Genomic DNA, 26,996 nt, shown 5'->3' with positions numbered 1-26,996 from the left:
TCCGCTTGAATCCGTTTACCAGCCTGCCCGTTGAGGCAGCCGATGCGAATTAATCGTGTACGCACAGACAATGCGTTACGAAACTAGTTGTCCTCAGCACGAAATTTGCTCTGTAAAAAGCAGCCCCGGTCAGGGCTGCTTTTTTGCGTTTATGCGGTCTTACGATTCCTTTAAATTATCGATATTACATATTTTAATAATTCATACCACTTGTATTGCCATAGTTCATGAAACTACATGTACTGGTTATGGGGTTGCTGGCTGGCTGCCTACTTCCGCTCTCTTTATCTGCTCAACTGGTCATCACCAATCCGGTACAACGGATGGTCTTTCAGCGCAACCCGGCTAATCAGGCCACAATCATCGTAACGGGTACGGCTCCTCCGGCTGCAACCCTCGTTGAAGCCCGGCTGGTACCGCTGGTGGCTGGTCAGGGGCAGCCGACTGCTTGGGTAGCCCTTCCACGGCTGGCTTCCTCCACGGCCTTTCAGGGACCACTGACCGCTTCGGGCGGGTGGTACCGGCTCGATGTCCGGGCTAAAAACGGGGCTACACTCCTTGAGCAGAAGCAGGTCTTTCGGGTCGGTATCGGCGAGGTGTTTGTGGTGGCGGGCCAGTCCAACGCACTCGGCGGCTTTGAACCGGGATTAGGGGCCGGCGACGACCGCGTTTCCTGCGTCGACTTCCGGCAGGAGCGGGCTCTGGATGAACAGATGTTTCCTCTCCTGTTCAGTAAAATCAGTAGTGGTACCAACATAGCCCCCTCCAACCCTCCCTACATCTGGGGGCCGCTGGGGGATAAACTGGTTGCCCGGCTGAACGTACCGGTGCTGTTCCTGGGCGCGGCCCAGGGCGGAACCAGCAGTACGGAGTGGCGGCAGTCGGCGGAGGGCATCAACGATCCGGCTTACAACCAACCGGTTCCCTACCGTTGTCTGGGCGTAGCGTTGCTGCACTACGTAGCCCGAACCGGTGTGCGGGCCATACTGTGGCACCAGGGTGAAAGCGATAACCTGAACGGTGTCAGTACCCAGCAGTATTTTAACAACATCCAGTACGTCATCAATAAAAGTCGGCAGCAGACCGGCTTCAACCGGCTGCCCTGGCTTGTGTCGCGGGTGAGCTACATCAACAACTCAACAAATTCGTCGGTTATTTCGGCTCAGAACCGGCTGATTGCGGAGGTGCCGGACGTTTTTCCCGGACCATCGACCGACGATATGCTCAACGAGAACCGCCGGGGGGATGGCGTTCACTTCAGCGGGATTGGTATGCTGCGGCTAACCGACCGCTGGAACGAAAGCCTGACCGACGCGTTTTTTGCGCAGTCGCAGCCTTTCACGCCCTCCGATCCGACAACCCTACTGACCACCGGTTATACGCTGCCCGTGAAACGCCGACCGGGCGAAACCATTCTGATTCCGTCTTTGCGCAACAACCCCACCGAAGCCGACAATACGTACAAGGCGCAGGTGATCCGGCCGTCGGACGGGACCGTAGTGAGCGAGTCGGCTCCCGGCTTACAGAACCCGCTGCCGGTGACGCTTCCGGCGAATCTGGCACCGGGCAGTTACCAGATTCGGACTGTGGGCACCAAACCTGCCTGGATCGGCCACGCGGGCGAGCCGGTAACAGTCACCTTCGACACCTCTCCTACGTCTACTCAATCAACGATTGGCCGGGTTATTTACAACGGTACCCCCGACCCATCAATCATTCGGATTGGCTACCGGTACGAATCAGGCAGCCACGGTTATTTTATCATGGTCGAAGCCACCAGCCAGATCGATGTCCGGATGGAACGTATCGACGGCGGCCCGTTCGACGATTCGGCCTGGCACCAGGCTCCACCCCGCTCCCAGGCCCCCGACTATCCGGAGTTTGCCGATTATAATTTTGTGCGGTTTTATTCCCCCGTTGCCTTCGCCGTGGGGGGCGTTGAGCCGGGTCGCTACCGGCTCTCGGTTCGGCGCACGGGCGATACGGGCAGCGGCTACCAGATCGAAACGTACCTGCTCGATGGCCGTCAGACCGTGTACATTGGCCAGGAAGCCACCGCGCCCGTGCCTCCTATCATCAGCCAGACGGGTTTGTCGCCGGCAACGCCCTGCCCCGGTCAGTCATTCGCCGTGTCCTTCGACGTCAGCGAAGGGGTAATGGGTACCGGCAATCTGTTTTCGGTGCTGTTGTCGGACGCGCTGGGTTCGTTTACCAATGCCACGACTATCGGCACTGGCACCAGCAGTCCCATTACGGCAACCCTTCCGAACAACCTGTCGACCGGCGCTACGTACCGCATCAAGATTACAGGCAGTAACCCGGCAGTCGAAAGCCCGCCCAGCGAACCGCTTACGCTCTGTCCCGTCGCAGGCGGCACGGCCGATCTGTCGCTGACCATGCAGCTCACCAGCCGGACGCCGAGGATCGACCAGCCCGTTACGTATACGATTCGGGTAACCAACGATGGGCCGCAGGATGCAACGGGGGTCGTGGCCCGAAGCCTTTTGCCCACCGGTCTCAGCTTCGTCGATACGTCGACACCCGGCCTCAGCGCGGCCGACGGCGTCGTGACGGTGAACGCCGGGACCATCGGCAATGGCACCGCCGTAACCTACTCGTTCCGGGCGAAAGCGGTGCAGTCGGGTACATTCGCCACGGCCGCTCAGCTTACGGCCAGCAACGCCACCGACCCCGACAGCCAGCCAGATTCGGGCACCGGCGACGGCCAGGATGATGCCGCCACGGTCCTTTTCCGCACGGCCGACGCCACCGGTCCGCTGATTGTTTCGGCCAATCCCAATCAGACACCCCTCCCACCCGTTCAGAGCAACCAGCCTACGCCCGACCCAGCCAAAGCCGACCTGAGCCTTGGCGCGTTCGTGAGCAATCAGGTACCCAGCCCGAACGATGTCATTACCGTCACGCTGCAGGTCAGCAACCGGGGCGGCCTGACGGTCTCGTCGACTGCGGTGCAGACACTCCTGCCCCCCGGCTGGCAGCTAACCAACACCACGGGTCTATCGGTCAATGGACAGACGGTTACGGGTACGCTGACGAACATTCCGCCCAGCGGCTCGGCCTCGCTGTCGCTGTCGGTGCGGGTGAGTGGATCAGGCACTATCCGGTCCCAGCTTCAGAGCGCCACGCCGGCCGATCCGGACTCGACGCCCGGCAACGGCTACACCACCGGCGAAGACGACGAAGCGGCCGTCAGCATCCGCGTACGGTAACCGCGCTGTTGGTCAGTAGACAACCGGCAGCGGTAAATTTTCGCCACCCCCTAGAGTCGACGCTTACGAAATATTGGAACAATTTTAGGGTTTTGGTGCAATTTTAGTAGAGCCAAACCTGTTGGAATATAGCAACGGCAGTTGCTCAACGTGTGACACTATGGAATCAACGACCTTATTACCTACCGAACAACAACGCTATCAGAAGCACCTGAATCTACCCGAGATTGGTCCGGAAGGCCAGCTTCGGTTAAAGAATGCGCGTGTACTGGTTGTCGGGGCCGGTGGCCTCGGCTGCCCCGTCCTGCTGTACTTGACGGCCGCGGGCGTCGGGAAAATTGGCGTCGTTGATCCCGATGTGGTAGACATGAGCAACCTGCAGCGGCAGGTTCTGTACACCACCGACGAAGTGGGCAAGCCCAAAGCCAAGATTGCCGTTAGTCATCTGATGCGGCTGAATCCTGAAATTCAGTTCAACACCTACACGCTGGCGCTGGATATCAGCAACGCCCGCAGCATCATTGAAGAATACGACATTGTGGTCGACTGCACCGACAATTTTAAGGTCCGGTATCTGGTCAACGACGTATGCGTTACGGTAGGCAAACCATTCGTATACGGGGCCATCCACCGGTTTGAAGGGCAGGTAGCCGTGCTGAACGCCCCCATTCCCGCTCCCTCGTCTGACGGAACGTCTGACGACAGAAAAAACCCTACCGTTCGCCGGGGGCCAACGTACCGCTGCCTGTTTCCGGAGTATCCCAACGATATTGAAATTCCGAACTGTAATGATACGGGGGTGCTGGGCGTGCTGCCGGGCGTGATCGGTACGTTGCAGGCCAACGAAGTCATTAAACTCATCACGGGCATTGGTCAACCCCTGAACGAGCACCTGCTGATGATGGACCTGCTGTCGATGCAGCAGCAGAAAATCAAGGTAAAACGCCGGACCGACGCCGACGAACTGGCCCGGCAGGGACTGGCCTCGGGCTACCGACCAGCAACGGCCACCTCAACCGGCCCCCAGAAAATGTCGGCGCGGGATCTGGCCGACCGGCTTGCCCGGGGCGAATCGATCTTTTTGCTGGACGTTCGCGAACGGCCGGAGTACGATCTCTGCCATCTGGAGCAGGCCGTACTGATTCCGATTGGCATGATACCGAACAACCGCAAGCGCATCCCGACGGATCGGCCGGTGGTGGTGTACTGTCACCACGGCATCCGCAGCGCCAACGTCGCCAACTACCTCTACGCCCAGGAGGGCCTGACGAATCTCTACAACCTCGAAGGCGGTATCGACGCCTGGGCGCGGGAGATCGAGCCCGAAATGGCCGTGTATTAAGCATTCGGGTCAGACCAAAGCAGCGGAAAACTCCGGCGGAACCAAGCCCGCCGGCCGGCTGTTTTGGAAGTGCCGTTGGGATCGGTCAGCGATTACGCTATCTTTGCCGCGCCCAAGGGCCTACTACGTGGTTTGTGCTCGCACAGGCCGCTGTTCACTGACACTCATGTTCGTCAACGTACTGAAATCGAAATTGCACCGCGTCAAAGTCACGCAGGCTGAGTTAAATTATGTCGGCAGCATCACCATTGATGAAGACCTGATGGATGCCGCCGGACTGATGGAAAATGAACAGGTCCACGTCGTCAACAACAACAACGGCGAACGGCTTATCACCTACGTCATCAAGGGCGAACGCGGCTCGGGCATCATCTGCCTGAACGGAGCCGCTGCCCGGCGGGCGCAGGTGGGCGACATCGTGATCATCATCGCCTACGCCATGATGACACCCGACGAAGCCCGTACGTTCAAGCCCACGGTTGTGTTTCCGGACGATAACAATCAATTGGTGAAGGGGTAAAAAGAGGGGAGAAAGGGAGGAAAGGAGAAAAGGAAATCGATCCATACCCTTTTCTCCTTTCCTCCCTTTCTCCTTTCCTCCTCTCCTCCCTTTCATCCCCCTTCCTCCTTTCGTCCTTTTTCCCCAACTTTGCGGTATGAACCTCACGAACGTTCTGAAATACTTGATTTCGCTGGTCATCGCGGGTGGCCTGCTCTGGTTTACGTTCCAGCAAAGTCATATTGATGCGGCTGACCTCTGGCGCAAAATCAGTGCCGCCGACTACCGGTGGGTGCTGGTCTCGGCCGTTCTGACGATCGTGGCGCACTGGAGCCGGGCCGAACGCTGGCGGGTGCTGCTGGAACCGGTTGTTTCGCACCGGCCTTCTTCCGTCGATGCCACGGTGAGCGTTCTGACGGGCTACCTGGCCAATCTGGCGCTGCCCCGGGCGGGCGAAGTAGCGCGCTGCGGTACGCTCTACCGGCTGTCGGGCGTACCGGTCAACGTAAGTTTCGGAACGGTGGTAGCCGAGCGGCTGTTCGACGTCCTGATGCTGCTGGTGCTGCTGGGTGTTACGTTCCTGCTGGAGTTTAACCGGCTCAGCCAGTTTTTCATTGAGTTTTTTGGCGGCAAGCTCCCCCAGGGTACCAGTGGGGCGGGTATTCTGCTGCTGGTCGGTGCCGTTTTGCTGGGCCTGGCCGTGCTCGGCTGGTTTTTGTACACCCGCTACCGCGAAGCCCTGGGTCGGCATCCGCTCTACCAGAAAGTAAGCGGTTTTGTCAGTGGCCTGCTGGAAGGGCTGCTGAGCGTCCGGAAACTACGTCGGCCGGGGTTGTTTCTGTTCCACACGGCCCTGATTTGGACAATGTATTTCTTCATGTCCTATACGCTGTTCTTCTCGCTGCCCAGTACGGCCAATCTCGGTCCGCTGGCGGGACTAACCATCCTCGTGGTCGGATCGCTCGGTATGGCCGCGCCTACGCCGGGCGGTATCGGTTCGTTCCACCTGCTGGTGGGACAGGTGGCCTTGCTCTACGGCCTGACCAGCCAGGACGGCCAGGTGCTGGCAACGTTTATTCATGGCGTTTCCACGATCATGATCATCATCCTTGGCGTTCTGAGCCTGCTGGTTGTTCTGCTGCGCCGGAACCAGACAGGTGCAGACGTACCGGTCAATAACCCCGCCCCCATCAACGCCGAACGGTAACTTTTGCATGACAGCCTCCAAGATTGTCTCCCGCGATGAAGCCATACGGCAGGCCGAAGCCTGGCATGCGGCCGGCCAGCAGCTTGTGTTTACCAATGGCTGCTTCGATATTGTTCATCTGGGTCATATCGACTACCTCGAAAAAGCCCGCCACCTCGGCGACCGGCTGATTCTGGGCCTGAACACCGACGCGTCGGTCAGTGCCATCAAAGGGCCGCTGCGTCCGGTGGTGAACGAATACGCCCGCGCCCGGCTGATGGCCGCTCTGGAATTTGTTGATCTGGTTACCTTATTCGATGAGCCGACTCCCCTCGAACTGATCCAGGCCGTTCAGCCGGACATTCTGGTAAAGGGCGATGATTACACGGTTGCCAATATCGTCGGGTCGGATTTTGTTCTGGGCCGGGGCGGCCGGGTCGAAACCATTGCGCTGGTACCCGGCTATTCGACCACCCGGCTGATTGAACGTATCAAAACCAGTTTCTGAGCGAACGGCCCAGCGTCCTGACGATCAGTACGTTTTTGTCTCCACAAAGCCTGCCCTGTGGCCTGACCCAGCCGACAGACTGCACCTGAACGCCTTTACGGGTAGCAGTAAAACCCGGAATTTTATAACTTTAGTGAGATTAGCACATATTCACGTGTTAGTTTCGTTATAACAACGACTTTTCCAATAGAGTTAGTTGTCTATAAAGTCCCGGATACCTATATGAAACTGCTGCTTCAACGTACTACCTGGGCTGGTGGCCTGCTGTTTTTTCTGTTATGGCCCCATTCGGGCCAGCCATCCGACGACCGTTCGGCCGATCTGATTCTGGGGCGCTGGCTTTTCCCGGCCAAATAGTCGAGCATTGAGGTATACCGTTCCGGCGACCGCTACTTTGGGCGTATCGCCGATGTAAGCGGTAAGGGCCGTCAACAATTTGGCATCGTCAAGAATCAGTTGCTGATCAGCAACCTATCGTTCAACGGCACGGGTTGGTCGGGGGGCAAACTGGTCCATCCCAAAACAGGCGACCATTTTGATGTGGAGCTGAAACTTCAGGATTCCAGAACCCTAGTGGCCCGGGTCTACAAAGGTTGCCGCTGGCTGCACAAGGAATATACCCTTACCCGTTCGTCATCGTAGGGGTCACTGGCTCAGTATCGCTACCCAGCAGAAAAGGTCCAGCAGCATGCGTTTTTGCAGCGACGCGATGGCTTTATAGATTACTTTGTAGGCCGACGTGGTCTCAATCCCCATAATCCCCGCAATTTCCTCGTAACTGAGGTTGTCGAAAAACTTCAGGAACAAGGCTTCCTTCTGGCGGGCGGGGAGTTGATTCAACTCCTCAAGCAGGGCTTCCGAACGCTCCTTCGAGATCTGTGAATCGAGCCAGGTAGGTTCGTAGTGAAACTCGACCCTGAAGCCCACTTCCGGTTCCGCGGCATCGGCAAATCGGTGCTGGGCATTCAGCTTCCGGACAATATCCCGCCGGAGCGCCCGCATGAGATAAAATTTGATGGAATCCGTATGACTCAGCCGTTCGCGGGTTTCGAGTATGGTCAGAAACAAATCCTGCAGGCAATCTTCGGTTAGCTGCCGGTCCTGGGCGATCTTATAGCCATAGTTGTACAGGATTCGCGCGTATTTTTCGTACATGAACGAGTAGGCCGCCTTACTGCCCTGCAGAAAGTCATCCCAAATCTGGGCATCGGTTGCCTGATCGTATGTACGAACCTCCTCCACTCCTATTGACTTAATCTTATAAATGGATAAAGCTACACCAATTCGCGTAGTTTAACGACATTCTGCATACTGTTTTTTTACTACTTGATCTTATTCAAATCATATCTGGCCGAAGAAAACGAATGTACCTGTCTGCCTACACGTAGTGAAGTCGTCAGTTTGTCGGCGGGCAACGGTTCGTCCTATATCCGGAATAAAGGGAAGATTACCTGAGCTTTTCGTTGTTCAGATGCCGGGTAGCGTCGCGGATGTTCTTTTTCTCCAGGTTTTTGGCAAAAGCCTCGGTGAGGTCCACACCGGTCTGATTGGCCAGGCAGATGAGTACCCAGAGCACATCGGCCATTTCATCGCCCAGGTCGCGGTTTTTGTCCGATTCCTTCTCCGACTGTTCGCCGTACCGCCGGGCCATGATCCGGGCCAGTTCACCAACCTCCTCCGTCAGAATGGCCATATTAGTCAGCTCGCCAAAATAGCGAACCCCCACCGTTTTTATCCACTGATCAACGGTGTCCTGTGCTTCTTTAAGGGTCATAGCGTTAGTTGTTTGGTTTGTGGTTTTCGGTTTGTGGCTGGACAAAGCCGAATGACCTACCGAAAACCGTACACCATCAATCCTTCTCCGGTACAAACGTCAGCGAACTGAACTGGCTCTCGTCGAACATCTCCTGAGCGATGTCCTGAATGGCAGGTGCCGTTACGGCCCGGATGTCGTTGAAAATATCCGTCAGGGCTTCGACCCGATCGATGTCCAGAATACTCTTGGCCATCATCAGCATAAAGCTGTTGTTGCTCTCTTCGGCCATGGCCAACTGTCCCATCAGCTGTTCTTTGGTCTGGTGCAGCTGAAGCGTTGTCAGGGGTTTTTCGCGCAGCAGCTTCAATTCCTTCATGATCAGCGCGTGGCTACGTTCCACCTTTCGGGGGTCCGTACCAAAATAGATGCCCAGATACCCCGTATCCAGAAACGGCGTATAGCTGGCATCGATCGAATACACCAACCCGAATTTTTCGCGCAGGTTCATGTTTAGCCGCGAGTTCATACCTGGTCCGCCCAGCAGATTGACAAGCATAAAAAACGGCAGTCGGCGCGGATCGGTCAGGCTGTAGGCGGGTCGCCCCAGGGCACATTGCGCCTGGGTGATCGGCCGCTCCACCTGCGTATGCTGAGCCGCATACACCGAGGGGGCCCGACGCTGGCGCTGCGTCGTCTGCGTCGGTACGTCGCGCAGGTATTTTTCCACCGTTTTCACCACTTTTTTGAACGGCTCATTACTCACCGACGCAAACACGATGTGGTTGGTGTCATAATTCTCCGCGATAAACCGCTGCAGATCCTCCCGGCGGAACGACTGCACGGTTTCGGGCGTACCGAGGATGTTGCCCCCCAGCGGGTGATTGGGAAAAATCAACTGGTCGAAATCGTCCTGAATCGCATCTTCGGGCGAATCGTAATACATCGCCATTTCTTCCAGAATGACACCCCGCTCCCGCTCAATCTGCTTTTCCGGAAAGACCGAATGAAAGGCAATATCGGCCAGTAGTTCGGTTGCTTTTTCGAAATGAGCACCCAGCACCGACGCGTGGAAACAAACTTTTTCTTTGGTGGTGTATGCGTTAAGCTCCCCCCCTACCGTTTCTAAGCGAGTGATGATGTGGTACGATTTACGTTTCTCCGTACCTTTGAATGCCATATGTTCCCAAAAATGGGCTAATCCCTGTTGGTGCGGTTGTTCATCCCGACTACCGATGTCGAGCATGATGCCGCAGTGGGCAATCTGGGTGTGCGGAATTTGTTTGTGAGCAATCCGTATCCCGTTTGGCAATGTATAAATTTCGTAATCTTCCATTCGTAGATTTACGCACGACAGCGTACTAATGATAACCGTAACCAATTCACCCCGGTTCCTGATCATTCAAACTGCCTTTATCGGCGATGTGATTCTGGCTACGGCGGTGCTTGAACAAATACACCAGACCCGGCCGGACGCCCGGCTCGATGTATTGGTACGCAAAGGTAATGAGGGGTTGCTGCAGGGCCATCCGTTTCTTAACGAGGTATTGGTCTGGGACAAGAAAAAAAAATACCAGAGTCTGTGGCAGGTGCTGCAGCGCATCCGGGCCGAGCCGTACGATGCCGTCGTAAACCTGCAGCGCTTCGGCACAACGGGCCTGCTGACGGCTCTGTCCAATGCCAAAACGACGATTGGCTTCGACAAAAATCCGTTTTCCCGTTTTTTTACCTACGCCCTTCCGCACCACATTCTGCCGGGTGTACACGAAGTTGACCGCAACCGGAGTCTGCTCGAGCCCCTGCTGTCCCAGGGAGCAGGCACCGTCCGGATCCGCCCTAAGCTCTACCCATTGACGAAGGACTACGAAAGCATCCGGGGCTACCAGTCGAATCCGTACGTTTGTATCGCACCGACATCCGTCTGGTTTACCAAACAATACCCCGCCGAAGGCTGGGCGGAACTGATTCGGGCGTTGCCTGCCGACACCACGGTTTATCTGCTGGGTGCGCCAGCTGACGCAGTGGCCTGTGATGCGATCATTGCTCTGTCGGGCCGGCAGGAAGGTGTGCGGAACCTCGCCGGCAAGCTGACCCTGCTGCAATCGGCAGCGCTGATGCAGGACGCGGTAATGAACTACGTGAACGATTCGGCCCCGCTGCATCTTTGCTCGGCCATGAACGCGCCTACTACGGCCGTGTTCTGCTCGACGGTGCCGGAGTTTGGCTTTGGACCGCTGGCTGATCAGTCACGAACTGTTGGCACCCCCGAGCCGCTCGATTGCCGCCCCTGTACGTTGCACGGCCGGTCGGGCTGCCCGCTCGGTCATTACCGCTGCGCCTACAGCATCCGGACGGAGCAGTTGCTGTAAACCATGTATTGGTTAACGTCAGGGTCTGATGGCGACCATCAGCGTTATCAGCAACATCAGCGGCCAGATTGCGTATTTGATCTGTCCAGCTCCAATCCGTTCTGACGGCGTATACTGCCGGATCAAACCCCGCCCCTTTTTTGTTATCAGACTATTCTGACATCGTTTACTTTTATGTCTGCTGTTCCATTTCCGTCCGATGAAAAGCCGCTGGACGTATTGATTGTAGGGGCCGGGTTGTCGGGCATCGGTACGGCCTGCTGGCTGCAAACTGAATGCCCCGACAAGCAATACGCCATTCTGGAAGCCCGCGATACAATCGGCGGTACGTGGGATCTGTTCCGCTACCCGGGCATCCGGTCCGATTCCGACATGCACACGCTCGGGTATGTATTCAAGCCGTGGAGCAAACCCAAAGCCATTGCCGATGGAGAGTCCATTCGGCAGTACATCGAAGAAACCGCCCGCGAGTACGGCGTTACGCAGCACATTCATTTTGGCTACAAGGTTGTTGCCGCAGCCTGGTCGAGCGAGCAGGCCTGCTGGACCCTGGAGGCTGAGCACCGGGCTACGGGCGATCGCCATACCGTACGGGCCCGATTTCTTTGCATGTGCAGCGGGTATTACAGCTACGAGGAAGCCTACCGTCCTACGTTCGCCGGGGAGAACGACTTTGAAGGGCTGATCGTTTTACCGCAGTTCTGGCCGAAAGACCTTGACTATACCGGCAAGCGAGTAGTGGTGGTCGGCAGCGGAGCCACCGCCGTGACGCTGGTACCGGCTATGGCCAGTTCGGCAGCGCACGTGACTATGCTCCAGCGTTCGCCGACCTACATTGTTGCGCTGCCAAGTCAGGACACCGTTGCCCAGGGGCTCCGGCGCTTGCTGCCCGAACGTATGGCGTATGGCCTAACCCGGTGGAAAAACCTCACGCTCAGTATGCTCACCTTCCGGATTGCCCGTGGCCTGCCTGCGTTTACCAGGCAACGAATTGTCAGGATGGCGGCTGAGCAGCTCGGTCCCGACTACGCCGTTGATACTCATTTCAGGCCCCGCTACAACCCCTGGGACCAGCGGCTCTGTGTCGTACCGGACGGCGACCTGTTTCAGGCCATTCGGGAGGGCAAAGCCTCGGTAGTGACAGACGAAATTGATCAGTTTACGCCTACCGGGCTGAAGCTCAGGTCAGGTGAAGAACTACCGGCCGATGTTGTTGTACTGGCCACGGGCTTAACCATAAAACTATTGGGCGGGATGCAGTTGACCGTCGACGGTCAGGTGTGTCAGGCGAATCAGTTGATGATGTACAAAGGCATGATGCTCAGCGACGTACCTAATTTTGCGATTGCTTTTGGGTACACCAATGCTTCGTGGACCCTCAAGACCGACCTGACTGCGGGCTACGTGTGCCGGCTGCTCCGCTACATGGACCAGCACAACCATGCCATTGCCGTACCGCGCCGGGAGGCTGATGTCCAGCCGCAGCCGCTCCTGAATTTTACCTCGGGCTACGTGCAGCGAGCCGGCTCAGTACTGCCCCAACAGGGTTCGCGCCGGCCCTGGCAGGTGTACCAGAATTACCTGCAGGATATGCTGACCATCCGGTTCGGGCGTATCAACGATGGCGTCATGCAGTTTGGACCGGCGGGCGGCCTGCCCTGATCACTGGCCCGAACCGGCGAACTGCCGGAATTCGTGGGTGCCGGGCTGCCACGCTGCTTTCTGGATAATACCGTGCTGCTGAAACCAGTCGAACGCATCCTGAATGGCTACTCTGACCGGGGTTTGCGGTAAATGAAGCTCCTGAATGGCCTTGTCGGCGGTAAAATAATGGCCGTCGTTGGCGACAGCCGCCATTGCGGAGTTTAGCTGGGCCAACCGGCCGGTCAACTGGTATTTCCAGTCGCTGACCTGACCAATCAGCCGGGTAACGGGTCGGGGAACCAGCCAGCGGGGTGGCCGCACGTGCATCACATCGGCCATCAGCGCAAACGCTTCCCGGTAGCTGAGGTTCTCGTTGCCCAGAATATAGGACTCACCCAGCCGGCCTTCGGTCAGGGCGTTCACCGTAGCAGTAGCGGCATCGTCGACATGGATGTAATTTTTTCCTCCCGTCGGAATGCCTGCCAGCTGCCCCTGATACAGCGCCAGCAACAGCGCATTGGACGTAATCTTATGATCAATAGGACCCAGCATGAACGTTGGATGCACCAGTACGGCGGGTACCCGGTGCTCAACGGCCGCCTGAGTTACCATCCGGGTAGCTACCAGTTTGCTGTCCATGTAATCGAGACCATAGCGGGCACCGTTGTACGGACAGGCTTCATCGCCGGGCTGTTCTTTCGAGCCAAATCCGAATACGTTGGCGGTACCAACGAACACCAGCCGCTCTACCTGGGCTTCCGTTGCCGCGGTCAGCACGGCGGCTGTTCCCCCCACGTTGACATCCACGACCGTTCGTGAGCGGGCCGGGTTTACCTGAGCAACCGCACCGGCATGAATCACGTAGTCACAGCCGTAGGTAGCGCCCCGTACGTTGTCGGTATCGCGCAGGTCGCCCTCCCAGATATCCAGGGGTAATCCACTCAGCATGCGCTGGTTACCGCCTGGCCGCACGTACGCCCGTACCGCGTAACCGCGCTGCAGCAGTGTACGGCATAGATGGCCTCCCAGGAATCCGTTTGCACCGGTCAGTAGTACTGTTTTCATCCGCGGTGGTTCAGCATCCGGCTGTACGTTCTGGCAATACGTACCGGTGCTATTTTCATAAAAAACATTGTAAACGCAGTCAGATTGGCAATCTGCACCCGCAACCAACTGTTGACCTCATACTTCCGGGCCGACACAATCACATCTTTGGGAATGATGCAGAACCGCGCCATTTTCCGAATCCGGATGATGATGTCAAAATCTTCCATAACCACATACCGTTCGTTGAATCCACTCAGCCGCGTGAACAGGTCCCGCGTGACAAACAGAGTCTGATCGCCCCCGCGACTCATCAGACCGGGGAAGCGGGTTCCGTAGCTGTTGAGCCGCAATAAAGGATGAGACGATGCAAAGCGAAATCGGTAACAACCAGCCTCGTATCCGTTCCGGAGAGCTTCCCGGATGTCGCTGACGAAATCAGGGTTAACCTGAACGTCGGCGTGTACGAAATACAGTACGTCGCCCGTTGCAAAACCAGCCCCGTAATTCATCTGCTGGGGCCGACCCGGCCGCGGGGCAAGCAAAACCCGCGCACCGGCCTGCCGGGCGAGGGCAACCGTCTGATCCGTGCTGCCACCGTCCACAACCAGTAAATCCACCACATCAGCCCCTCCGAACGTCTGTAACTCGCGCAGTAACGTACCAATGTGCCGGGCTTCGTTGAACGTGGGTATGATTACGCTCAGTGTCATACGGCTCCTTTTTCAATAATAACTATACCTTTTCAAGGCTCGCATACGACCACCGCGCAAAGTTACCACAAAATATACATTAGTAACAATGCAGCCTTAAAAGGCTTCACCGATCGTCAGGTAAAGGCCATTCGACTGTCGGCCAAACCCGTAATCGGCGCGGATATTCAGGCGGTCGCGGTTAATTCGGACGCGCAGCCCCGCTCCATAAGCTCCTTTGGGGTCTGCGAAACGGATCAGCTCGGTGTTGTTCCCCAGCACGCCAACTGACCCAAACACGACGGCCCCCAGGCGTTGCCAGAGGGTAAATCGGCCTTCAGCCTGAAGCACCGCTACGTTCCAGTCGCGAAACCGGCCTTCGTAATAACCACGCATCCGTTTGGTTCCGCCCAGCAACGACAGCGCATTGAACGGTGCAGACCCATCCGACATACTTACGATATAGTTAACCGCCAGGATTGCCCGGTCGGTCAGTTTATGGTAGGAAGCAACATCGAGTACGTAACGCCCGAAGCGGTTGGCCCGGCTGTCCGAAAAGCCTTGCCCAACAACATCCTTTGATTTCCAATTGTTTAGCAGATAAGTCAAATCAACGACGACACCTTTGGACGGGTAAAAAATATTATCGCGTGTGTCGAAAAAAAGTCCGGCTCCGGCTCCCGACAGGCGGCTACCCAACCCACCGGGCACCTCCCCACTGCTTAAAAGACCCGCCGGTTCAGTTTGGGTTACGTCGAACTCCTCGTACTGGTAGCGCACACCGGCATACAGGCTTTTCCAGACGCCCCGGTCGGCTACCCGGCGAAAGGCATTCACCCGAATACGGGGAAAATTCACGCTGTATAACTCGCGGGGAACCTCCCGCTGAGCCAGTCCGAAGAAAAAATAGCTGTATTTGTAGTACCCAACCTCCCCGTTTACGTAATAGCGGTTCTGGTCGTAGAAAATCTGGAAAGGCACGTAGAAAAGCGTCTGCCGGTTCTGGGTGTAAGCCGCTCCGACCGTCACCTGCGACGGCCGAACAGCCGGTATCGTATCGCGCCGGAACCGGAAGGTCATGGTAGCTGCAACGCCATAGGCCAGCCGGGTTTCGGGGGTGTAATAAACGAGCGGGAACGGAAAGATGCTGAAGCGTTTGGGTGTAGAGTCGGCCGGGGCCGTAAGCAGGAATGAGGAGAAGACAGCCAGCGCAGCAACCATAAAAAAAGGGCGTTTCAGCATATACGCCGAAACGCCCCCATAAGTTTTAGCCGCTATCGATTCAGGTATCCGTTCAGCGCGGGTGCCTGCGCACCGGTTTTCCCGGGCAGACCGCGGGCAAAAAGCGTCAGGACCCGACCGTTGGCTGTGCTGGTGAACGTGTAGGTCGTGCCAATGTTCGTGGTCGTTCCTGCAGCCCGCAGCACCAGCGATACGTTGTTGCTGACGTCGACGCCAACGAACGGTGATACGCTCTTGTACGCAGCGCCCGGTATCACTACCGTGCCCGTCGACAGGGCCAGATCGTACTTCACGTCATTAGGAATCAGATTGACGAACCGCACGTAGAATTTGTTCGGGTCGATTGCGTTACTGAAGTCGTCGTTAACCAGCAGTACCTCCGGCTTCAGACCGGCCCCCGTCAGCAGCAGCGAATAATACTTGTTATCCTCAAGCTGAGTGGTCTGCTCATAGATGACCGTAGCGCTGGTAGCGGTGGTGGTAGCTGGGGCCGAGACCCTCAGGGCCGTTTGGCCAACCGGAACCACCGCGTAGTTAGCACCGGTTCCCGGAAACGTATTGTTGAAGCTGATCGGCACGGGCGTTCCCGGACTGGTTGTGGACGCATTGGCCGGGGTAAAAGCGCTCAGTTTGGTTCCGTTGACAAACAGGTCAACCCCCGGGGCTTCCGGTGCCGCATGCACCAGTTTAACCCGCGCACCACTCGTAACGGGTTCGTCGGGCAGGGTCAACGCGTTTTTCTCGCACGACCAGCCCACCAGAGCCGCCGTCGCCAACGCCATTACCGAAAAAAGTTTGTATCTCATACTACGAATTGTCAAGAAGTTAGCAATCAGGGTTGGGTGAACCAGAGCGGTTTGGTATGGAAGTCAAGCTCGAGGCCACCAATTTTGGCCAGCGCGTCGGCGTTCCATACGTATTCTGAATTGTAACGGGGTCGCAGCCGCTGCACGGGCTTACCGTTGTTGTTCTGATAATACGTCGTCGGCAAGGTCAGGCTGGTAAACACGTCGGCGCTGTAGTTGTACCGACGCAGGTCGGACCACTGTTCCAGGAAACCCCACCCCCACTGCGCGATGTACTTCTGCAACATGATCTGGCTGAGGGTCAGGCTGGCGGCCGATGCCGGTATGATAGCCGGGTTGTTCAGGTAGGCCGTCCGGTCGGCAGCCGGTACGTTGACGTACGGAGCCGTCAGGTGGGCTTCGATGCCTTTCCGGTACGCGGCCAGGGCGGTCGCTTTATCGCCTTTGATGAACGCGGCTTCCGCCTTGATGAACTGCAACTGCGCATACGTCATCAGCGGGAACGGTCCCTTGTCGGTAAAGATGTACCGGCCCGTCGTACCGGCCGGCGGGTTAACACCCAGTTGTGTCCCCCACGGACTAACCACCCGGATATTCAGCGGGACACTGGCGGCCGTCGACTGTCCCTGTCCAAGCGTAATGCCCCGGTACTGTCCGTCGCCACTGGCAGCCAGCATGACGGGAAGACGCGGGTCTTTTACGCCGTTGAACACCGTACCATCGAGCAGGCGGAGCGTAAACGCCGACTGGCCATATACCTGCAGGTTCTGGCGCAACGGTCCGAAGAAACTACCATCGGCCGTACTCAGGCCATTAAACGTGAACTGGGCATCGTCGGCGTTGCTCGTCAGTGCACTATCCACGTAGGCGATGACCTGATCGGGTTTGTACAGGCTTTTCTTGTTCGACAGGTGGTGCGCGTTGATAGCCAGCAGGCCATAGGCAAACTTCTTCCACTTCGTCCGGTCGCCTTTGTAGATCACATCACCCCGGCCCAGCGACGCCTGCGATACGGCCCCATCGGCCCGGTTCAGGTTCTTGATGGCCTCGGTGGTCAACTCAACCACTTTGGCATACACGGCCTCCTGCGTATCGTAGTTGAACGTATTCTTGGTTGGGTCCAGGTCATACGCTTCCGACAGGATGATTTCGCCGTGCAGGTCGGTCAGCATCTGCCACCCCCAGGCCTGCATCACCAGTCCTACGCCGAGGTAATCCCATTTCTGGTTGGCGCGGGCATCGTCCATGAGATTGATCAGATTCCGCCCACCTTTCCAGTATACGCTCCGCCACATTTCACCACCGGCATCAGAGGAAGGTACGTAGCCCTGCAGATCCCATGATACACCTGAAAGATAATTATGCCAGTTCTGGTTATATGAACCAAGATAGCGGGCATCGAACTGAATACCCAGCGTGTACTGGTTCTGAATGGGAGCCAGCAGAAGCGCAGCCTCAACCCGGTCGGGGTTGTTGGGGTTATTGTTAATGTCCAGATACTCGTTGCAACTGCTCAGCGTCAGAGCCAGTCCGGTCAGCAACAAGCCGGTTAATTTCTTATAATTCATGATGTTTTGTTTGTCGTTTGTGGTTCGAGGTTTGTGGTTTGTAGTTAGTGGTTTGTAGTTCCTCCGGTGTCAACCAACCACAAACCACTAACCACAAACTGCTAATCACAACCTCAATTAAAAGCCTACGTTAATGCCCACGTTGAACACTCTCGGCAGGGGCAGATTCCCGAAATCGATGCCGTAGCCGCCTGAACCACCCGTAGCCGTGTTGACACCGTTTACGCCCGGATCACCGCCGGTGTAGTTGGTCAGCAGCAGCAGATCCGTTCCCGTAAAGAATACCCCCGCCGTTTTGAACACCCGCGAGCGGGTCAGCAGTGAGGACGGCAGGTTATACCGCAGGGTTACTTCCTTCAGCCGCAACCAGTTGATGTCGCGTTCGATGAAGTTTTCATCCGCCAGCGCCGAGTAGTACGCGTTGTTGTAATAGGGCACAACCTGAATGGTGTTGCGGGTCGGGTTGTCGGTGTTTTCCAGACCGTCTTTCAGCACACCCGTAAAGATGCGGGGCGTCTCACGGTCGAGGGTTTTCATACTCAGCCCCTGCCGGTACAAAAACGACTCCGTAGCGTTATACACATCCCCTCCTTTCCGGATGTCGAGCAGGAAGTTCAGCGAAAAGTTCTTGTACGAAAAGCTGTTGAGGAAGCCCATCACAAAGTCAGGATTCCGGTCGGCGACTACGTTCCAGGCAGTTTCGGTAAACGGCAAACCCGAAACAGGGCTAATCAGGATATCCCCTTTGTTGTTGCGAACGTAGCTGTTGCCGGTCAGCGTCGTGAGTGACCCGCCCAGCCGCGATCCGTTCCGAATGTTGCCATACAGCCACGTATCCGAGCTATAGAACTCGGGCAGACCCGGCGCCAGCTCCACTAACTGACTGTTGGTTTTAGTGAAATTGACGGTCGAGTTCCACGTAAAGTTTGCCGAACGAATTGGTTCGCCGGTCAGCGAGATCTCCACCCCGTTGTTCCAGAGTTTACCACCGTTGATGGTCTTCAGGATGAACCCGGTACCGTAGCTGATGCGCAGGTCGCGGATAATCTGCGACGTACTGGTTGTTCTGTAATAAGCCGCATCGACACCCAGCCGCCCGTTGAAGAATTTCAGTTCGGTTCCAATTTCAAACGAATTGACTTTTTCGGGTTTCAGGAACGGGTTGGGGGCTGTGAAGCCATAGGCAAAGCCTCCGCCCGTGGTGGTCTGGCTTTCGTAGGCCTGCGAGGTCGAATACTCGGGCGCTTCCTTACCTACCTGCGCCAGCGACACCCGGAACTTACCATACGACAGCGCGTTGCGGAACGCCCCCTGCGGCACCAGGTCGGTGAAGACAAAGCCCAGCGACGCCGACGGGTAGAAGAACGAGCGGTTGGCCGGCGGGAAAGTCGACGACCAGTCGTTGCGGCCCGTTACGGTCAGGAACAGCAGGTTGTCGTAGCCGAAGGTCGCGTCGCCAAACACCCCGATAAGCCGCCGTTGCCGTAGCGTCGTGAGCGATTTCTGCGTCAGCGGGTCCGTGTTGTTAATCGACGTGAAGTTTGGATCGAGGAATTTCTCACCCCGGGTTGCCAGCACCTCGTATCGATAGTCGTAGATGGCCTGCCCAACGCGCACCGACGTACTGAATTTACCGAAGTCGCGCTTGGCCGTGGCGAAGTACTGCGCCGTCAGGGTCCGGTTGTTATCGGTAGCCTGGTCCAGCGCCCCACCGATTACGCCCCCCGCCCGGTTCGATTCGGGGTGGTACTTAATCAGGTACTGGGTCGAGAACACATCCAGACCGACACGGGCCGTTAAGGTCAGCCAGTCAGTTGCGGCATAGTTGGCGCCGATATTCGTCACGGCGCGGTTACCCCGGTCGCGAAGCTGGTTCTTGTTAACGTCGAAATACGGGTTTTCAATTTCTGCATTGGCCGTTGTCGCACGACGACGTGACCCGTCGGGATTCAGGTAATTGCTCATATCATCGTTTGCCGGCCAGACCAGCATCCCCAACAGGAAACTGTTCGTTCCTTTCGATACCTTTTGGTTGTCGGTGTTGATGTACTGAATCGTCGACTCCAGCGACAGCTTGTCGGTGATCTTGGCCGTGCCGCCCAGGCTGATATTCAGACGCTTATAATTGGTCGTCGGAATTACCCCCTGGGAGTTGGTGTAGCCGGCCGACAACCGGTACGTGTAGCGGTCAGTTCCCCCGTCGAACGATACGTTATGCCGCTGCCCGAATCCGGTCTGCAGGAAGTTTTCGGCGTTGTTGTAAAACTGAACGCCTTCAGCGTAGCGCGGCCCGAACGCATTATAATTGTTCGCCTGAGGAACCCCGTTGTTACCCTGACTGTACACGCGCTGCGTTTCGGGCAGTGCTCCCGGCTCCTGCCAGGTGAAGCTGTTCTGGTAGCTGATACGGCCCTGTCCGGCACGTCCTTTCTTGGTGGTGATAACGATGGCCCCGTTAGCCGCTTCCACACCGTAAAGCGCAGCCGCTTCGGGACCTTTCAGAATCGTAATGGTTTCAATGTCATTGGGGTTGATGTCCTGCGCCCGGTTGCTGAAATCGACGGTCCGGTTTTCGGTCGACTGCCCCGACGTACGCGATGACACGAAGCTGTTGCTGGCAATTGTATTGTTGCTGATCGGCATCCCGTCGATTACGTAGAGGGGCTGGTTGTTGCCGCTCAGCGAGTTTATGCCGCGAATGATGACCGACGAGGACGATCCCGGCATCCCGCTCGACGCCCCCACCTGCACCCCGGCCACCCGGCCCTGGATGGCATTCAGGAAGTTATCGCGCTGCGAATTGGCCAGATCCTGACCGGCTACCTCCGTTACGGCATACCCAAGCTGCCGTTTCTCGCGCTTGATTCCGAGCGCCGTCACAACGACCTCGTTCAGGGCGTTCGATTCCTGACGGAGCGTTACGTTAACTACGTCGCTGTTGCCAACTACAACGTCCCGGCTGGCATTGCCAATAAAACTGATGCGCAGGGTCTGTCCGCTCTGGGCCTGGATACGGAAGGTACCGGTGGCGTCGGTGGTTGTCCCCCGCGATGTACCCTGCACCACGACGCTGGCTCCCGGAATCGGCGTCCCGTCGTCGGCCGACGTAACCTTGCCCGTGATGGTACGATCCTGGGCCATAGCGGCAACGCCGGCCATCGTACTGATGAGCAGGAATAGGAATAATCGTACAAAAGACTGCATATGCAGAGATTATTAGATGAATTGAATTGGAAAATGACCCCAAAACTGGCTGAAAAATCACATATAACCAATAGTCTAGCTTATATTCTACCGGGTAGTAGTGCATTTGCACTTTGGCAAGAAAATATTTTCACATAAGTTGCATAATATTTTGTCATTTTTTGTTTTATTAGAATTTATTGGAGCTCTATTAAAAAAAACAAGAAATATTATTTGTTTTATCACGAACAAGGTTAATTTTGATCATCTAATTTGAGTACAACAAAACGCAAGCCTCTCGCACTGTCTGTTTACTGGCCGCACTCGTAGGACAGATGGTACGGTACGTCAATCGGTAATTCCGGCTTCGGGCGGGTGCCGGTTGGGTACATACGTGAAGCGACTGCCCGATTTCGGATCGGCGCAATCGGCCCTTGTTAGCCAAACTTTTTTTGTGTTACGTCTGCCGGTCCGCAGGGCCGGTCAGGGTAGTTGTGTTGCGCCCGGTTGGTACGGGGCGGTACGGGCCGTGCGGCCAGTGCCTGCTACCAACCCGCGCCACCGGGAGCACCCAGCTACTTTATTCTTAATCATAAACTATGCAAAAAGGACTACGTATCTGGCTTCTGTTTTGGTGTAGTGCGTTGCTGGTTGGGACCTCAGTTACCGTTCAGGCTCAAAATCGGGTGATAACCGGTATTGTCAGTTCGGCGGAAGAAGGTCCCCTACCGGGCGTCAACGTCGTGCTGAAAGGCACCACGGTCGGTTCTACTACCGACGCCTTAGGAAAATACTCGCTTTCTGTGCCCGGCGATGCGGCCGTGATCACGTTCAGTTCCATTGGTTTTTTAACGGAAGAACTTACGGTCGGTAACCGGTCGACCTTCAACCTGACGCTGAAAGCCGACACCCGGCAGCTTCAGGAAGTTGTCATTACAGCCCTGGGGGTTGCCAAAGAAAAAAAGGCCCTCGGCTACGGCGTGCAGGAACTGAAAGGCTCGGCCCTTACGGAGGCCCGGTCTTCCAACGTCGCCAACGCCCTGTCGGGTAAAATTGCCGGGCTGCGCATCAGCAGCAACGGCGGACCGGGCAGTGGCTCGTCCATTCAGATTCGGGGGGCCTCGTCGGTATCGGGTAATAACCAGCCGCTGATCGTTGTCGATGGCGTACCGATTCAGCAGACCTCGGAGAAACAATGGGGGGGTGGCTTATCAGAGGTCAATCCCGATAACATCAAAGAAATCAGTGTGCTGAAGGGCCCCAACGCTGCGGCTCTCTACGGTTCCCGGGCGGCCAATGGGGTCATTCTGGTTACCACCAAAAACGGCTCCGGCACGAAAGGAATTGGCGTGGAGGTCAACTCGAACGTTACGTTCGACGAGCCGTGGATCAAGCCCCAGTTTCAGAACATCTACGGTGGGGGCAACGGCTACCGCACCTGGTATACCGACGGCTGGAGCGGGGCGATCACCGATCCGCTCGAAATCACGCAGTACCGGGCCGCGTATCCGAACGGCCCGCTCAGCGGTACGGAAGGCACCGACGAAAGCTGGGGCGGACCGATGGACGGCCGGCTTGTGCGGCACTGGTGGTCGGGCCGGGAAGTGGCTCCGCTGACGCCCATGCCCAACAACTGGAACGATTACTGGCAAACCGGCCGGACGATTACCAACACCGTGGCCCTGTCGGGGGGTAACGACAAGGGCAGTTTCCGGCTGGCCGTTGGGCGGCTGTCGCAGGATGGCATCATGTACTTCAACGATTTCAAACGGTCCAATTTCAAGCTCAATACGGCGTACAACTTCACCCCGAAGCTAAACGTCGCCGTTTCGGCCGAATACGTAAAATCGGGCGGTAACCGGGGCTTCCAGGAGGGTCAGCAGTTTATCTGGGCCCACCGCCAGACCGACTGGAACAGGATTCGTAACTGGCGCGACTACTCGGCCGTGCACATCCAGCGGGCGCTCCCCGGCCGACCCGCCGATACCGATCCACCAAACTGGCAGCACACGTTCTTCACGAATCCGTATTACCTGACGGAACTGCTGCCGTACACCAACGACAAAGACCGGCTGGTCGGTAACATTGCGCTGAACTACCAGATCATGCCGTACCTGAGCCTGATGCTCCGCAGCGGTACCGACCTCTGGAGCGATACGCGCATCAACATCGTCAACTTCGAGCGGGTCCGGAACGGCAACCGTACGCCCGGCCGCTACTCCGAAGAAGTGCTCCGCCAGCAGGAAACCAACCACGATTTCATCCTGACGTTCAATAAATCGCTGACCAGCGACATCACGACCAACGTACAGGTGGGCGGGGTGCAGCGGACGAACTACTACAAGCGTAATTACACCTACGTCGGCGAACTGGTGGTCGATGGTGTATACAACCTCTCCAACTCGAACGTAAGCCAGAACGCCGTCGAAAGCGCCATCCAGAAGTCGCAGATGAACAGTCTGTTCGGATCGTTTGAAGTGGGCTGGCGGAACGCCCTGTTCCTGAACGCCACGGCCCGCAACGACTGGTCGTCGACCCTGCCGGCCGATGCCCGCAGCTACTTCTACCCATCGGTATCGGCCAGCGCCGTTATCACCGATCTGCTCGGGATTCAAAGCAACCTCCTGTCATTTGGTAAGGTACGGGCCAGTTGGGCGCAGGTGGGCAACACCACCGATCCGTATCAGCTTGCGCAGACGTTCCGATCGGGCGGCTCCTGGAACGGCTCCGTACCGGAGTTCTATGAAAACACCAAAATCTCGAACTCGACCCTCAAGCCTGAAATTACGACAGGTATCGAACTGGGAATGGACCTGCGGTTTCTTAAGGGTCGGGTTGGGCTGGACGTAACGTACTACGATCAAACATCGCGCAACCAGATTCTGGCGGTTGACATTTCCAAAGCCAGCGGCTACAACCAGCGCGTCCTGAACGCGGGTGCTCTGACCAACAAAGGCATTGAGATCGTTCTGACCGGCACGCCCGTTAAGCTGCCCAACGGCTTTAGCTGGGAAACGACGGTCAACTTCGCCCGCAACCGCAACAAAGTGGTTGAACTGGCCGAAGGCCTGACCACCTACGTATTGAACTCCCGGCAGGGCCTTACGTCCGAAGCACGGGTTGGTCAGCCGTACGGTACGCTGTTCGGTATCGGCTTCGAGCACGCACCCGACGGCCAGATCATTTACAAAGACGGCCTGCCGGTTGTTTCGACGAATCCGCGGGTGCTAGGGAACATCCAGCCCAAATGGACAGGCGGCTGGCTTAACTCGTTCAGCTACAAAGGCATCGTCCTGTCGGTTCTGATTGACACGAAAATGGGCGGACAGTTCTACGACGAGGGAACAGCCAACGCCCGCTGGACAGGGCAGTACGCCGAAACGGCCATCGGTCGCGAGGAAGGCATCATCGGCAAGGGGGTTGTCAACGTCGGATCAGCCGAAAACCCGCAGTACGTACCGAACACGGTGATTATGCCGGCCACGACGCTCTACGGCTACAACAACCCCCGTCGCTACCACGAAGCGGCCATTTTCGACGGTTCCTACGTCAAGCTGCGCGAGGCATCGCTGGGTTATCAGATTCCGGCCAGCCTGCTCAGCCGCGTGAAGATCCGGACGGCGAAAGTATCGCTGGTTGGCCGGAACCTGCTGATGCTCTTCAGCAATCACCCGCACCTCGATCCGGAGGTTGACCGGTTCGGCGGCAATGCCCAAGGATTTGCCTACGGTGAACTACCCAGCTCACGCAGCCTGGGACTGAACCTGAGCCTAGGGTTTTAAATGGGTTTGTAGTTTGTGGTTTGTAGTTGGTTGACACCGAAGGAACTACAAACCACAAACTACACACCACAAACCACAAACGATGATGAAACGAATCATTCTCTTCATATTCACCTTACTAACCGTCTCGTCGTGCACCAAGGAGTTCGACGAGATGAACATCGACCCCAACAACCCTACGGCGCTGAGTCCGCAGTACCTTCTGCCGTACGCGATTGAGTACTCGATCGATCGGTCGTGGGGCGGCCGGACGCGCTTTGAGCGGCTGAACCTCGACGGTGCCATGCTCTGGATGCAGTATCTGACCCGGAACATCTACTCAAATGAAGGCGATAATTACGGGCTGTCGGTCGCGTTTTACAACAACAACTGGAAATCCCTCTTCAACGACGGGCTGGTTAACTTCCAGCGCATCATCGCCCTCTCGCAGCCCGGCGGCAAGTTCCAGAACGCCAACTACGAGGGCATCGCTCTGGTGATGCGGTCGTGGGTATTTTCGCTGCTGACCGACCTCTACGGCCCCATTCCGTATTCGGAAGCGCTGAAAGGCACGGCCGATGCGCCGGTCTACAGCCCCACCTACGACTCGATGGACAAGGTGTATGCCGGTCTGCTCGCCGATCTGAAAACGGCTAACGAAAAGCTCGATGTCAAGGGACCGGCCGTTTCGGGCGATATTCTTTACAACGGCGACATCCTGAAGTGGAAAAAGTTTGCCAACTCACTCCGGCTCCGGCTGGCCAACCGCCAGGCCGCCAAAAAATCGGCCGAATCCAGGGCGATCATGGCTGAAATTCTGGCCGACCCAACCAAGTACCCGGTTTTTACCAGCAATGCCGATAATGCGTCGCTGAAATGTACGGAGGTGCTGTCGAGCAACAACGAACTGTATCTGGTCATGATCAACGACAGCCGGACCGACTGGAACGTGAGCAAAACGCTGGTCGATAAGCTGACCGAACTGAGCGATCCGCGCCTGACGGTGTACGCCCAGCCCAACAAGGACGGCAAATACCTCGGTCACGCCAACGGACTCCCCGACGCCGTAGCGACAACTTACCTGGGTGTCAGTTCCAACATTGGCACGTACTTCATCCAGAAAACCTCGCCGGAGGTCGTCATGACCTACGCCGAACTGAATCTGATTCTGGCCGAAGCCGCCCTCGACGGCGACATCAGCGGCTCAGCCCAGCCGTACTTTGAAAAAGGTATGACGGCCTCCTTTGAGCAGTACGGTCTGAAAATGACGGATGCCTATCTGAAGACGGTCGGCGCAGCCACGAAGGAGAAGGTTATGGAACAGAAGTGGATTGCGCTGTTTGGACAGGGGCTGGAGTCATGGACGGAGTACCGCCGGACGGGTCTGCCGGTGCTGCCGGCCAAGGACCCGCGCGCCGTGTTCGAAAACGATGGGGTATTGCCGACGCGCCTGCCCTACCCTACGTCGGAAGCTTCACTGAACGAAGTCAATTACCAAAAAGGCATTGAACTGATCGGCGGTAAGAACGACACGAAAATGAAACTGTGGTGGTCAGAAAAGTAAGCAGACTAAAATCACAAAAGCGAACACAGATGAACCGATATAACGCATTACTTTTTGGAACCCTTCTGGCAATCACGGGCCTCACCGCCTGCGAGAAAGCGGAAGATCCGTTTGTTGACCGCGTAGCCGCCCCCGTGCTGGTTGTGATCGACAACGCATCGGGCGACGGGGGCGGGCTGACCGCCGAGCCGGTCGTCAACCAGAAAATCACCAGCCCGGTTACCATGGCTGTAAAGATTTTCGAACTTGACAAAAGCGGCATCCTCGACTATAAAGTCGGCATCGATTCGATTCCGGTCGTAGGCCTGTCCCTCAAGCTTACCAGGCGCGACGGTACGGCCATAGGCGATCTGAAAACGGATGCCGGTGGCCGGGCCGTCCTGACAAAAACCTGGGCGGAACTGGGCATTGCCGCCCCTAAAAAAGGAAATAGTGTGCAGCTCACCTGGTCAGGCGAGCACAAAGGACAAGCCTTCAGCCGGCTGTCGCGCATTCAGGCTGTAGAATAATAGCTGGTATTCGGTTTGGGGTTTTCGGTGATGGCGATCCGGTACGTTCAGTACTGTTCCTGTCAGCGGAAAACCCTGAACCGAATACTGTAATTT

At 56.8% G+C, this 26,996-nt stretch carries 21 protein-coding genes; 12 read left to right on the top strand and 9 right to left on the bottom strand.

Annotation, left to right across the window (positions count from 1 at the left end; all coding sequences use genetic code 11):
- Window positions 1–227: 227 nt before the first annotated feature.
- From DYU11_RS06805 to DYU11_RS06780, 7 genes are all read left to right on the top strand, one after another.
- Window positions 228–3,230: a sialate O-acetylesterase gene (locus DYU11_RS06805; RefSeq protein WP_119666908.1), complete on the top strand. Its 3,003-nt coding sequence runs from the start codon at window positions 228–230 to the stop codon at window positions 3,228–3,230.
- Between the two features lie 160 nt (window positions 3,231–3,390).
- Window positions 3,391–4,572: a molybdopterin-synthase adenylyltransferase MoeB gene (gene moeB / locus DYU11_RS06800; protein ID WP_119666907.1), complete on the top strand. Its 1,182-nt coding sequence runs from the start codon at window positions 3,391–3,393 to the stop codon at window positions 4,570–4,572.
- Window positions 4,573–4,738: 166 nt separating this feature from the next.
- Window positions 4,739–5,092: an aspartate 1-decarboxylase gene (gene panD, locus DYU11_RS06795; protein ID WP_119666906.1), complete on the top strand. Its 354-nt coding sequence runs from the start codon at window positions 4,739–4,741 to the stop codon at window positions 5,090–5,092.
- 136 nt (window positions 5,093–5,228) lie between these two features.
- On the top strand, window positions 5,229–6,278 hold the full coding sequence (locus DYU11_RS06790) for a lysylphosphatidylglycerol synthase transmembrane domain-containing protein (RefSeq protein WP_119666905.1): 1,050 nt from the start codon (window positions 5,229–5,231) through the stop codon (window positions 6,276–6,278).
- A gap of 7 nt (window positions 6,279–6,285) precedes the next feature.
- Entirely contained in the window at window positions 6,286–6,765 is a 480-nt protein-coding gene (gene rfaE2 / locus DYU11_RS06785) for a D-glycero-beta-D-manno-heptose 1-phosphate adenylyltransferase (RefSeq protein ID WP_119666904.1), read from the top strand.
- A gap of 222 nt (window positions 6,766–6,987) precedes the next feature.
- Window positions 6,988–7,122, top strand: a complete 135-nt coding sequence (locus DYU11_RS33775) for a hypothetical protein (protein ID WP_262697095.1) — start codon at window positions 6,988–6,990, stop codon at window positions 7,120–7,122.
- A 6-nt stretch (window positions 7,123–7,128) separates the two neighbouring features.
- Window positions 7,129–7,407, top strand: coding sequence for a DUF2147 domain-containing protein (locus tag DYU11_RS06780; RefSeq protein ID WP_119666903.1), 279 nt, complete (start codon window positions 7,129–7,131; stop codon window positions 7,405–7,407).
- Between the two features lie 3 nt (window positions 7,408–7,410).
- On the opposite strand, the gene DYU11_RS06775 is transcribed toward DYU11_RS06780, so the two are convergent.
- The 3 genes from DYU11_RS06775 to DYU11_RS06765 all read right to left on the bottom strand — a co-directional run bounded on the left by DYU11_RS06775 (window position 7,411) and on the right by DYU11_RS06765 (window position 9,854).
- Window positions 7,411–8,007, bottom strand: coding sequence for an RNA polymerase sigma factor (locus tag DYU11_RS06775; RefSeq protein WP_119666902.1), 597 nt, complete (start codon window positions 8,005–8,007; stop codon window positions 7,411–7,413).
- A gap of 205 nt (window positions 8,008–8,212) precedes the next feature.
- Window positions 8,213–8,539 carry a nucleotide pyrophosphohydrolase gene (locus DYU11_RS06770; protein WP_009283616.1) on the bottom strand — a complete coding sequence of 109 codons (327 nt, stop codon included), beginning with the start codon at window positions 8,537–8,539 and terminating at the stop codon, window positions 8,213–8,215.
- Between the two features lie 76 nt (window positions 8,540–8,615).
- Window positions 8,616–9,854, bottom strand: a complete 1,239-nt coding sequence (locus DYU11_RS06765; RefSeq protein WP_119666901.1) for a M16 family metallopeptidase — start codon at window positions 9,852–9,854, stop codon at window positions 8,616–8,618.
- Between the two features lie 28 nt (window positions 9,855–9,882).
- Here DYU11_RS06765 and DYU11_RS06760 point away from each other — a divergent pair, with 28 nt between their 5' ends.
- Window positions 9,883–10,887, top strand: coding sequence for a glycosyltransferase family 9 protein (locus tag DYU11_RS06760; protein ID WP_119666900.1), 1,005 nt, complete (start codon window positions 9,883–9,885; stop codon window positions 10,885–10,887).
- Between the two features lie 174 nt (window positions 10,888–11,061).
- Complete coding sequence (locus DYU11_RS06755; protein ID WP_119666899.1) at window positions 11,062–12,549, top strand: flavin-containing monooxygenase; 1,488 nt, start codon at window positions 11,062–11,064, stop codon at window positions 12,547–12,549.
- Here the strand turns inward: DYU11_RS06755 and DYU11_RS06750 are convergent, their stop codons facing one another.
- The 6 genes from DYU11_RS06750 to DYU11_RS06725 all read right to left on the bottom strand — a co-directional run bounded on the left by DYU11_RS06750 (window position 12,550) and on the right by DYU11_RS06725 (window position 21,087).
- Entirely contained in the window at window positions 12,550–13,596 is a 1,047-nt protein-coding gene (locus DYU11_RS06750; protein WP_119666898.1) for an NAD-dependent epimerase/dehydratase family protein, read from the bottom strand.
- Entirely contained in the window at window positions 13,593–14,288 is a 696-nt protein-coding gene (locus DYU11_RS06745; RefSeq protein WP_119666897.1) for a TIGR04283 family arsenosugar biosynthesis glycosyltransferase, read from the bottom strand. The genes DYU11_RS06750 and DYU11_RS06745 overlap by 4 nt, the downstream gene beginning before the upstream one ends.
- A gap of 96 nt (window positions 14,289–14,384) precedes the next feature.
- Window positions 14,385–15,488 carry a BamA/TamA family outer membrane protein gene (locus tag DYU11_RS06740; protein WP_119667487.1) on the bottom strand — a complete coding sequence of 368 codons (1,104 nt, stop codon included), beginning with the start codon at window positions 15,486–15,488 and terminating at the stop codon, window positions 14,385–14,387.
- A 53-nt stretch (window positions 15,489–15,541) separates the two neighbouring features.
- Entirely contained in the window at window positions 15,542–16,315 is a 774-nt protein-coding gene (locus tag DYU11_RS06735) for a DUF4397 domain-containing protein (RefSeq protein WP_119666896.1), read from the bottom strand.
- Between the two features lie 26 nt (window positions 16,316–16,341).
- On the bottom strand, window positions 16,342–17,883 hold the full coding sequence (locus tag DYU11_RS06730; protein ID WP_119666895.1) for a SusD/RagB family nutrient-binding outer membrane lipoprotein: 1,542 nt from the start codon (window positions 17,881–17,883) through the stop codon (window positions 16,342–16,344).
- 117 nt (window positions 17,884–18,000) lie between these two features.
- Window positions 18,001–21,087, bottom strand: a complete 3,087-nt coding sequence (locus DYU11_RS06725; RefSeq protein WP_119666894.1) for a SusC/RagA family TonB-linked outer membrane protein — start codon at window positions 21,085–21,087, stop codon at window positions 18,001–18,003.
- 578 nt (window positions 21,088–21,665) lie between these two features.
- On the opposite strand from DYU11_RS06725, the gene DYU11_RS06720 reads away from it, so the two are divergent.
- From DYU11_RS06720 to DYU11_RS06710, 3 genes are all read left to right on the top strand, one after another.
- Complete coding sequence (locus DYU11_RS06720; RefSeq protein WP_119666893.1) at window positions 21,666–24,848, top strand: SusC/RagA family TonB-linked outer membrane protein; 3,183 nt, start codon at window positions 21,666–21,668, stop codon at window positions 24,846–24,848.
- A gap of 85 nt (window positions 24,849–24,933) precedes the next feature.
- A complete protein-coding gene (locus DYU11_RS06715; RefSeq protein ID WP_119666892.1) occupies window positions 24,934–26,391 on the top strand; it encodes a SusD/RagB family nutrient-binding outer membrane lipoprotein in 1,458 nt (485 codons plus the stop codon).
- Between the two features lie 29 nt (window positions 26,392–26,420).
- A complete protein-coding gene (locus DYU11_RS06710; protein ID WP_119666891.1) occupies window positions 26,421–26,900 on the top strand; it encodes a hypothetical protein in 480 nt (159 codons plus the stop codon).
- The last annotated feature ends 96 nt before the right edge of the window (window positions 26,901–26,996 follow it).

The organism is Fibrisoma montanum, assembly GCF_003583365.1.
GTDB lineage: Bacteria > Bacteroidota > Bacteroidia > Cytophagales > Spirosomataceae > Fibrisoma > Fibrisoma montanum.
Note: the sequence above shows the minus strand (reverse complement) of the source record. Positions and strands in the feature narration are given on the sequence as shown.